At 68.9% G+C, this 8,066-nt stretch carries 6 protein-coding genes and 1 pseudogene; 1 reads left to right on the top strand and 6 read right to left on the bottom strand.

Going from position 1 to position 8,066, the window contains the following annotated elements; all coding sequences use genetic code 11:
• Positions 1 to 139 precede the first annotated feature (139 nt).
• The 4 genes from ACFV7R_RS46310 to ACFV7R_RS46295 all read right to left on the bottom strand — a co-directional run bounded on the left by ACFV7R_RS46310 (position 140) and on the right by ACFV7R_RS46295 (position 5,431).
• Entirely contained in the window at positions 140 to 853 is a 714-nt protein-coding gene (locus ACFV7R_RS46310; RefSeq protein WP_385276628.1) for a hypothetical protein, read from the bottom strand.
• Positions 854 to 958: 105 nt separating this feature from the next.
• Positions 959 to 1,789 carry a hypothetical protein gene (locus ACFV7R_RS46305; RefSeq protein WP_385276631.1) on the bottom strand — a complete coding sequence of 277 codons (831 nt, stop codon included), beginning with the start codon at positions 1,787 to 1,789 and terminating at the stop codon, positions 959 to 961.
• 169 nt (positions 1,790 to 1,958) lie between these two features.
• Positions 1,959 to 2,273 (bottom strand): hypothetical protein, encoded by a 315-nt coding sequence (locus ACFV7R_RS46300; RefSeq protein ID WP_385276625.1) that lies wholly within the window; start codon positions 2,271 to 2,273, stop codon positions 1,959 to 1,961.
• A gap of 152 nt (positions 2,274 to 2,425) precedes the next feature.
• The gene (locus tag ACFV7R_RS46295) at positions 2,426 to 5,431 is read right to left on the bottom strand and encodes a hypothetical protein (RefSeq protein ID WP_385276622.1); all 3,006 of its coding nucleotides are present in this window, start codon (positions 5,429 to 5,431) and stop codon (positions 2,426 to 2,428) included.
• A 33-nt stretch (positions 5,432 to 5,464) separates the two neighbouring features.
• Here ACFV7R_RS46295 and ACFV7R_RS46290 point away from each other — a divergent pair, with 33 nt between their 5' ends.
• Positions 5,465 to 5,704 (top strand): hypothetical protein, encoded by a 240-nt coding sequence (locus tag ACFV7R_RS46290; RefSeq protein WP_385276619.1) that lies wholly within the window; start codon positions 5,465 to 5,467, stop codon positions 5,702 to 5,704.
• Here the strand turns inward: ACFV7R_RS46290 and ACFV7R_RS46285 are convergent.
• Complete coding sequence (locus ACFV7R_RS46285) at positions 5,701 to 7,059, bottom strand: SMI1/KNR4 family protein (protein WP_385276616.1); 1,359 nt, start codon at positions 7,057 to 7,059, stop codon at positions 5,701 to 5,703. The genes ACFV7R_RS46290 and ACFV7R_RS46285 overlap by 4 nt on opposite strands.
• A gap of 233 nt (positions 7,060 to 7,292) precedes the next feature.
• Positions 7,293 to 8,066, bottom strand: a pseudogene (locus ACFV7R_RS46280) (transposase); the annotation flags it as partial.

The following is an 8,066-nucleotide window of genomic DNA, read 5'->3' as shown; positions in this document are numbered from 1 at the left end:
CCCCGGGCGTGAGGGACCCCGCCCCCGCATTCCCGGACCACGGACACGATCCGTGCCCCCGGACGCGGAGCGAACGCGGGCGACCAGGACACCCAAAACCGTTCGGGATGTCCGCAGTGACCAGGAATGGGCCCAACACTCACTCCTGCTCACTGAATAGGAACGGTAAGTCGAGGATGTCGAGCTGTATGGCGTCCTCGCGGTGGTGCTGGGCGGGGATCGCCTCGTACAGATCCAGTGCGCGGCGGCGGACCAGGCCGGTGCGGTAGCCGTCCGGCAGCGCGGCCAGGGCGGCGACCGTACGGTGGCAGGCCTGCTCGGTGTCGCCGTCGTGGTGAGAACAGGCAGCCGCGTCGATGTTCAGCAAGGTGCGGGTCATGGTGCTGGTCGGCGCGGACAGCTCCAGGGCGCGCTGCTGGCTCTCCCGGGCACGGCGGGTGTCTCCGAGCGTGGTGTAGGCGTGGCTGAGGTGGACGTGGTGTTTCTGCTCGCCGTACGTCAGCCACGTATCCGACCGCTCGCCCTCGGGGAGCCGTTCCATGAGGGCGGCGGCGTCCGCGAGCGCAGCGCGGGCCTGCTGGGGCTGGTGGTTGAGGGCGTAGGCGCGGGCGGCGACCGCGGCCGCGAGCGTCGCCGCGGCGGTCGGCCGGTGCCCGCCGGCATGACGGGCCCGTTCCGCGAGACCGGCCGCCGCCTTCGGGACACCGTAGTTGAGCGGCACCATGGCCTCCCCGCCGAGGACCCAGGCGTGCAGCTGGTCGTCACCGGATTCGGCGGCGGCCCGGGCGGCGGTGGCGAACCAGGCGCGGGACTCCTGGCGGCTGCCCAGATCGTGTAAGACGATCGCGGTCATCCCGGCCATCTGCGGGGAACCGACGAAATGCGGCTCCCGAGGTGACGGAATCCGCGGAGTGGGGTCAGCGAGCCGTACGGCCGCCGCGTGTTCGTCGGCGCTGGTTCAGGTAGCGGTCGCTCGGGCCGAGCGGAGTTGAGTGCGCAGGGCAGGCAGCCGGGCGCAGTCTTCAGATTCGGCCAGGCCCTCTCCCAGGGCCAGGAGCGAAAGGAGCTGCACTGGGCGGCCCGCTGTGGCCGCAGCCTCCAGTTTGTGGTGGCCGTCGAGGAGGAAGTGCGTCAGGCCCCAGTGCCGATAGTGGTCGGTCGGCAGGCCGGAGGCGGGTTCACACACGTCCAGCGTTGAGACCGCCACAGCCGTCGGGACCGTTCCCCGGCCCATGAGTTCGACGTACTCCTCGACGCGCTCCCTCGTGTTCCACGTGGGGGGAACCATGGGCACGACGAACTCATAGAGGTGAGAGGACGCGTCGACTGGGGTCTCGAAGGTCCGGTAGTACGGCGTGTGCGGGTATTCCGGGAGTCCCCAGAACTGGTCGAGCCCCCACGTGGCCACCTGCTCGCCGCTGAAGTAGTCGCCTTCCTGGCCGGGGACGACCAGACGGGGCTCCACGCGGAGCAGCATCGGAAGGTACTCGCCCTCCGGCAGCAACGCACCGAACGCATCGATCACGCCGCCGTCGTCCGGATCGGCCAGCGCGCCGGTGAGCCGCTCCTGCACGCTCTCCAGCGACAACGTCTGCCTGGCGGTCTCCAACCGGCGAAACAGAAACGGGCATGTTCCGCACCAGAAGCTGAGTTCGAAGGCGGGTTCCCCGTCGACCACGAGCAACCTGCGACCCGGCCCGCCCTCGGTCTCCCGCCGCTCCGCCTCGAAGTGCAACCGCGCCTCGGGGGTCGAGACGCCGAGCCTGCGTGGCTCGCCCAATTTGATCATCACGGACCGACCGTATGGGACGCTGCGGATCGGCAACACCGGCTGCTAAGCGCGTATCTGACCGGTCGGACCAACTACGGCGCTCAGTCACACCGAGTACCGCGGTTTACCGGGAGACTCCACGCTCCTTCACGGGACGCCCGCACCCTGCGGGCCGCGTTTCAGCAGGTCAGCGAATTCCGTCGGTTGGCCTCTGCCTGGCCGTACGGCACAGCCGCGCCCGTACCGGGGCGGGCTGCGGGACGGCGAGCAGCGGGCGCAGACCGGCGAAGTCCGAGACCAGCTCGGCGAGGACGCGGGTGGGCTGCTGGCCGTGGTAGCCGTACCCGTAGCTCTCGGCTGCCGCTTCCAGGTCGGCCAGGTCCTGGGGCGTGTCGGGGGAGAGGGTCTGGTCGACGTCGGTCCGGGCGGCCGTGAGAGCGGCGAGCGCCGGAGCGGTGAGGCCGGCGGCGAGCGCGCCGCGAAGCAGGTTGCGGCGCTTCATCGGATCAACTCCATGGCGGGACTCCGTATCTAGAGTTGGTGACGCGTGAGGGACGTTTGGCAGGGTTCTGGCGTGAGGTGATGAGTTGTCGGGTTCCCGCAACCAACGACAGCTGCACCGTTGCTCGATCCTCCAGCGCGTGCGGCTGCCTGTCAGTGTTCCTGTTCACCAATGGCGCGTTGGAGCTGGCGGTACTGCCACAGATACCCCGGCTCTAGTTCTGGGACGGCTGCGCGCACGCACCACAGCACGTCCGAGATTTCCGAAGCGTTCGTTTTCGGGTCCAGGCTGCCGAGGCGGTAGAGCAACAGCGGATTGACGGTCAGGAGCAGGTCGAGGGCTGCCTCGTCCCAGCGCTCTTGTTGGTGCAGCAGTCGGATGCGCAAGGCCCCGCAGAGCACCGGATCGAGGCTGCTACTACGGCTCCAACTGGCGGAGTCGGTCCGGCCGAGCAGGCGCAGCGCGCTGTCTTCGCGGCCCGCGCGCTGCAGGCGGCGGGCGAGGACGTGGCGTGCTCCCGAGTCACCGCTGTCGATGGCCTGTTGCAGTTCATATTCCACGTGGTCTGGAGCGTGGACTTGGTCGTAGTGGGCGGCGAGAGCAGTCCACATGCCCTGTGTGGACTCTTCCCATCCCGATGCCCCCTTGTTCTCCCACCGTTCGTGGTCAATGAGTTCGTGGCAGATCGGCACCATCGCTGACAGCCCGCTGAGCGCCATCAAAGCGGCGGTGATCTGCCCGCAAGGGGGTGGGGCCACCTCGCCATGGGGGCGGACGAGGCACACAGCTCGGTCGGTGTTGCCAGTGTCGAGAAGGAGGCGAATCAGCTGGTTGACGGGGTGTTGTGGAGCAGTACTGGTGATCCGGCGCAGCAGTTGGCCTGCATGCGATGGGCCGTCGGGCAGATGGAGGAGCGTCTCGGCCAGTACCGGTCCGAAGGAGGACTGGCCCGCTTCGAAGGCGCGGCGTGCGATCGATTCGGCTTCCTGCCACTGGCCGAGTCGGACATGCCCCAGGACGCGGTAGCCGAGGTCGAAGCCGGGCCACAACTGGGCCGGCTGTGGGGGCCGCCAGCGGTCGAGCAGTTCGCGCCACTGGCCGGCCCGGCGGTGGAACTCCAGGACCGGCATGTCGTGCCCTGTGCAGTCTGCTTCCTCCTGCGCTTCCTCCTCGGTGAAGGCTCTGCTCGCGAGTTGAGGGTGGAGTTCGTGGAACATCCCGGCGAGATACTGAGTGAGTTGCCCTGTGGGCCGCGGATCGGCGTGCTCCATTGCTCTGCCGAACTCCGGCTGTAGCTCAGGAGCTAGGTCCTCGTTGCCGTCTGGGTATGGGGGCATTGCTGGGGCGGCGATGCGGCGGGCGACTTCCCGTTGCTGTTCCAGGACCGCGTCGACACCCACGATGCCCGCGGCCGCTGCGCCGTGGAGCAGCGGTTCGAACTCGTCCTGGCGACCGTGGGACCACAAGAAGAGCAGCAGGTGATTCCAGCCGTACAGCGATCTGCCGTCGTCCCACTGGACCGCCATCCGCAGGAGGCGGTCCTTCTCGGCCTCGAATTCGTCATTGGCTGCCGTTGCGGTGTCGATCGTGGGCTGCTGCCCACTCTGCTCCAGCAACGCTGCGATCCGCTCGCGCCACCACGACCACTGCCGAGACTCTGCCGGGCGGACGTTGCTGACGACGGTGAAAGGGAAGGGGAAGGCCAGCTGTTGGGTGGGGTCGATCCAGCGAAGCCGCTTCATGGACCGGAGTTCGGCCTGGAGCGTGTGCCGAGCGGGTCCTGACGAGTTCCGCTCGGCGAGCAGCCGTTCCAGGTCGGCCCAGCGTGCGCGCGCGGTCAGGGCTGTGAAGAGGCCTTCGGGGCCTCGGCGGTATTCACGTACGTCCGTTTCCGCGATCCATCGGTCGAGGACGTCGTCGTACCTGCCGCGGCCAACGAGGTACTCATCCAGATCGCCGCTGGCCCGCGGGCTGAGCGGTTCGGCGCGCCGCAGGAGGGGTTCGGCCTGCGGGCCTTGTCCGCGGTCCAGATAGAGCCTGCCGAGCCGTTCGGCCGCGCTTGCGGCGACGTCGGGGATTGTGCTGTCGAGGGCCTTGTGCAGGGCGGTTTCCGCCGCATCGACGGCAAGGGCGGTCAAGGCCCGCTCGCCCAGAGCGAGTGCGGTCTCCGGGTCGGCCGCGGCGGCCAACATGCGCCAGACCGTGTCAGGGACAGCTCGGTTCCGCTGTGCCTGTGCGTCGTCGATCAAGTAGTCGAACGCGCTCAGCGCGCTGCGGTCGTCGGAGGACGGGATGAGCAGGCGGCTGTAGCCGCGTCGACGGCGCGTCGCCCACGTGACGGCTGCGTCCAGGTCCTCGGCCGTGACGTCGCTGCGCAGCTCAGCGGGGATGTAGTGCAGTGCCAGGAGGCGCAGCAGATCCAGGGGGACCGGGCGGCTCCAGCCCGCGCGGGCGCAGTCCACGGCGGCGTGCACGAGCGCGGCACCGACGAATTGCCCGTCGGCGTCGCTGGTGTGCGCCGCCAACAGATCGCGCAGTTCCGGACCGGCGGCCAGGAGTTCGGCGAGCCCGAACCGGTGCGTCCCGGGCAGGGCGCTGGCGATGCGTGGGTCGCCCTCGAGGAACTTGGCCCGCTCCAGCTCCTCGGTAGTGAACAGCCGTTCCAGCACGACGGTGTGGGCACGGTCCAGCAGGGCGTGGATCAGGGGCAGGCTGTCGCTGTCTGCTCCTGTCCGGTCTTGGCCGCCCTGGCGTCCCCTCGCTGCGGAGTCGTCGCGCAGGGCGGCTCGTTCGCTGGACCTGATCGTAGCCAGGAGGACCGGGCGGCTCGGGTGGGCGAGCAGCCGGTGGAGGGCGTGGACATGAGCTCCGCCTGGGCCGAGATGCAATTGGAGGTCGTTGAGCCAGACAACGGTGCGGGACAGGTCGAACCGGGGGTCGGCGAGGGGAGCCAGGTCCTCGGAGACGACCGGGATCAGCAACTGCCAGCCCGGCAGACAGCTCCACATCGCCTCTGCCGCCGCGCGCGACTTGCCGGCCGTGGACGGCCCCTCGACAAGGACGAGTCCACCTTGATCGCGGGCACGGGTCAGCGCCAGACGCAGTTCTCCGTCGCGCTCTCGTTCCACATAGCTGGGCAGTTCCGGATCGAGGACCACATCACTGCGTCGGCCGCGTACAGGCGGTGCGGGATGGATGCGCAGCAGGGCACGATCACGTACCGCACCGACATACGGCAGATCGCCGTCAGGCCCGAGGTGCGCGCGACCACGCAGCAGCAGGTGCCGCCGTTCGAGCTGCGCCGGCGAGCGGCGGGCGCCTGTGATCGCGCTGCGCGCGGCGGCCTGTCGGTCCGCCTCCTTGGTCTCCGCACGGCGCTGCTGATCTGCAGACTGCGCTTTGAAGCGCAGCCTCTCCCACCCTTTGTCTAGATCGACGCCGCACGCCGCCAGTACCTTCTTGAGGGTTTTGGGCGTCGGAGCCCGTGCAGCCCGGAGTGTCTCGCTAACCACCGTTTCACCGAGCCCGCAAGCTTTGGCGAGCTCGGAGTTTGACGCGAACCCGGCGGCTTCCGCAGCCTCGCGCAGCCGCAGCGCGAGCTCGCGCACTGGCTGTGGTGCGGCCGGATCGACCGGCTGGCGCCGCCGTCCCATGTGTGCCCCGATTCTTCGCGCGAAGAATCCGTTTCCCCGCGTTGATCACTAGTGATTCTCCGCGTATTCCCCGCTCTGTGCCAGCCGCGCCAGACGGGGAATCCCCGCTCGTCGACGGTGAGTGCGACGGCCGGACGGTCCAGCCGCGGAAGGGAATTGACGGTGAACACGCTGTACGAGCTCGCCCACGACCTGAGCCCTCTCCAGCCCGTGCTCACGCTCCTGCAGGTAGCCATCGGCGGAGCCAATGTCTTCCTGAAGCTCGCGCGCCTGCGGCGCGTGCGGAGTGAGCAGGAGTAGGGCGTTGTCTTTCGGATCCGTGGGCGAACACGTGAGAGGCGGTCCCCGGCCCCCACGTCGCCGTCGGTGCCGGGGAAGCCCGGCCGAGGCCAGGGCGTGGGACGTGGCCAGCGATAGTCGTTGAGCCAGTCGCCCGGGATAAGGTCACGAACACGGTCGAGGTCTTCTGCCGTCCGGCCACGGGCCAGAATGGCTCCGCCGTCGTCCCGCAAAAGGACGTCCTGGCCAAGGAACCACCGGGATCCGTGCTCCTGACCGGTGGGATACGCCGGGAACGGCAGCCGGGCGAAGTCCGCCTCCAGCAGCTGGACGCTGTCGTCATCCGGGTCGAGGAAGTCGCAGAGCTCTTCATCGGCCTGCAGGGATTCGGACAAGATGATCTCGACGAAGCAGAGGGAAAGGCGCTCCAGCCAGTCCTCCCACCGCTCGGCGCTCTTGTCGGCAAGGTCAAGCCGGATGAACACGGCAGGATCGTTCTCCTGGAGGCTGTCGAGGAGGATGCCCCAGGAGGCGGCTCCCTGGTTCTCGTGACGGAAGACCAGGGCCTCCTTGGCGTCATCGACATACAGCTCTGCCGGGCCGAGCAGCACATCGTGGTTGCTGGTGAGATCCTGCTGGCGTCCGAACAGCAGATACGCCTCGCGCAACGCCGTCGGCAGTCGGAGATCCAGCCTCTCCTCGGCAGCATCGAGATCGGCTTCCGTCCATCCGTCATTGCGTCCCAGGGCGGCGCCGGCCCAGTGGGCGGCGAAGCCCTGGATGAAGGTCCATGCACCACTGCGGTCTTCGACGCCTCTGGCGAGCGACGCGGCAAGATCGAACCCTTGTGTCATGGCAGGACGATATCCGTCCCGCTCATCAGTCCTCTTCGCACCCCGACACGCCGACCAGGTGTTCCTGGAATCCGGCAACATTCTGGGCCCGCTTGACCAATATCTGTTTCCCGAACTCGGCACCACTCGTTCTCATCTCACACCAACGAAGCCAGGCCAGCGCCGTCCTGCGCAAAACACGAGCCGGCACCACCCGCACCCACCTGCCGCTCACCGTCCTCAACCCACCGTTCCTAAAGACTGAGCGGGAGTGAGTCCTGTTGCCAGGACTCATGCTCAGCCGAACGCCCCGAACGGTGTTGGGCGTTCTGGTCGACCGCGTTCGCGCCGCGTCCGGTGCGCACGGATCGTGTCCGTGGTCCGGGGATGCGGGGGCGGTTTCCCTCACGCCCTGGGGTGCCCGGTCGGGCCTGGACGGTCCGATGCCCCGCACGATCGCTCCGGTCGTGTGGGGGCGGTGCCGTCCGTCGCCGGATCGGGTGTCCCAGGGCGCGCCTGCCGATCGCCACGGCGGCTGCGTCGTGGCGGGTGGTCTTCCTGGTCTTGCTGGTGAGGGGCTTCTGCCAGTGCCGGGCGCCCCACTTGCTGGTGTAGGCCGGATCGACGGCGACAAGGGGGATGCCGAGTTCGGCCGCCATGGACACGAGCCGGGCCCGCAGCCTGGAGGTGGGCAGGCCGGAGATGAGGTTGCGGAAGCGTTTGCGGCGGCCGTGCTTCTCGCGGGTCTTCTCCGTAGCGAAGTCGAGGTCCTCGATCGCGACCGCGAGGCCGTGGCGTCCGGCCCAGTGCAGCAGGCGGATCAGCGCGTGCCGTACCTGGGCGTCGCGGTGCTGGGCGGTGCCGGTGAGGTCGTAGCCGAACCGGAGTGGTGCGCCGACGGGGTTGCCATGGGTGTCGAGGCGCCAGGCGGCCAGGTGGTCGGCGTTGGTGTCCACCCCGATCAGGCCGTGCGCGCGGGCCGTTTCCAGCGGCACCGGCTGGACCGGGGGGATCGTCCACGACGCGGT

It is taken from the genome of Streptomyces sp. NPDC059866 (assembly GCF_042731325.1).
GTDB lineage: Bacteria > Actinomycetota > Actinomycetes > Streptomycetales > Streptomycetaceae > Streptomyces > Streptomyces flavusporus.
This window is presented reverse-complemented; position numbering and strand designations above follow the sequence as displayed.

What these genes read in the sequence shown, in the direction of transcription:
- ACFV7R_RS46290 (WP_385276619.1), top strand. Translation starts at nt 5,465, where the DNA reads ATGGATGCGCAGCAGGGCACGATCACGTACCGCACCGACATACGGCAG.
- ACFV7R_RS46285 (WP_385276616.1), bottom strand. Translation starts at nt 7,059, where the DNA reads ATGACACAAGGGTTCGATCTTGCCGCGTCGCTCGCCAGAGGCGTCGAA.
- ACFV7R_RS46310 (WP_385276628.1), bottom strand. Translation starts at nt 853, where the DNA reads ATGACCGCGATCGTCTTACACGATCTGGGCAGCCGCCAGGAGTCCCGC.
- ACFV7R_RS46300 (WP_385276625.1), bottom strand. Translation starts at nt 2,273, where the DNA reads ATGAAGCGCCGCAACCTGCTTCGCGGCGCGCTCGCCGCCGGCCTCACC.
- ACFV7R_RS46305 (WP_385276631.1), bottom strand. Translation starts at nt 1,789, where the DNA reads ATGATCAAATTGGGCGAGCCACGCAGGCTCGGCGTCTCGACCCCCGAG.